The sequence below is a fragment of the Candidatus Obscuribacterales bacterium genome, from assembly GCA_036703605.1.
In the GTDB taxonomy this organism is placed as follows: Bacteria; Cyanobacteriota; Cyanobacteriia; order RECH01; family RECH01; genus RECH01.
In genome coordinates, this window is sequence record DATNRH010000103.1 from 1 (window position 1) to 1,120 (window position 1,120).

The window sequence follows — 1,120 nt, forward strand, 5'->3', positions numbered from 1 at the left end:
ATCGACTGAGTTGGGTGTCAACAGACTGGCTCCGTCCTGTGACGTCTTGAGTGCGGCTTTGCTGCACGCTAGTCGTAGTGGCCACTGTGAGCGGAGTAGAGGACACGAAGGTGCAAGCTGGGCAAGGAGACTGACCAGGGGCAACACCATCAGAGCTGTAGCCCATACAGGTTCCGATATTTTGAGGGCCGGTTGCTGACAGAGGCTCAGAACCAATGATAAACGAGGCACCGGGCGTAGCCATTGTCGAAACCCAAGAGCCGCCAATGTAACCGAATCCATCATCGTTCGAGCCAACAGGGAGGCAGCCGCTGGTCCACACCTCCATGATAGGGTCGGAGACGCCACTTTGACTGTCGTCAGAACCGACAATAGAGGCAAAGTAGATGTACATGTTGTTGGCACCAATAACAGTATCCTCAGGAATAGTGTATCGGTAGAGGCTTCCGCTCCAGCCAAGAGGCTCCCCAAATCCATTGGACGATTCACAAGTGCCACCCTCAGGAAGCTCAGGTAGGTCATCGAAAACAAACCCGTTGGGGCAGATGTCAATAGTACCCTCGCAAGGGAGTGCGGGGCACGCGCTGGCACCAGGACACAGGTTAAGGCAGCCATCGCCACTTGAATAAAAGTTCACAACAATGTAGTAGGTCACTTCAGGGATGGCGTCAAAGGTAATCAAGGAATCCCGAAGTCCAGGGCCACCATCATCGTCACAATCAACCTGGGTGCAAATGCCATTGTTGTCGTACCAGGCACTGAGGACAGTATCGGAGCAAAAATCGCAAGTATTGTCACCAGTGGAGAAGTTCACCTGTCCCATGACAGAAGCAGTCCAGGAGTAAATGCGAGCAGGAGTCGTGACAGTTAGAGTTCCTCCGCAAGAAGGGTCAACACCACTTCCAGGGGTAGCAAATCCCGACACAGTGATGGCACCTTGGACTGGGTTTCCAAGCATCAACGGCTGAGGTTCAGGTTCATTCCCTGCTGCAGCAAAGGCAGCCATGCAGGCATCAGAACGGGAAAGCAATGCGGACAAAGCAATGAGCAGAATGGCGGTCCAATGGAACATATCAGCGCTGAGAACAAGAGATGTCTGAAATCACGGGCAATATCGAAT

At 52.9% G+C, this 1,120-nt stretch carries 1 protein-coding gene; it reads right to left on the minus strand.

What is annotated here, in order from left to right:
• The coding region (locus V6D20_02140; GenBank protein ID HEY9814595.1) for a hypothetical protein at nucleotides 1–1,072 on the minus strand (1,072 nt) is incomplete at its 3' end.
• Nucleotides 1,073–1,120: the final 48 nt, after the last annotated feature.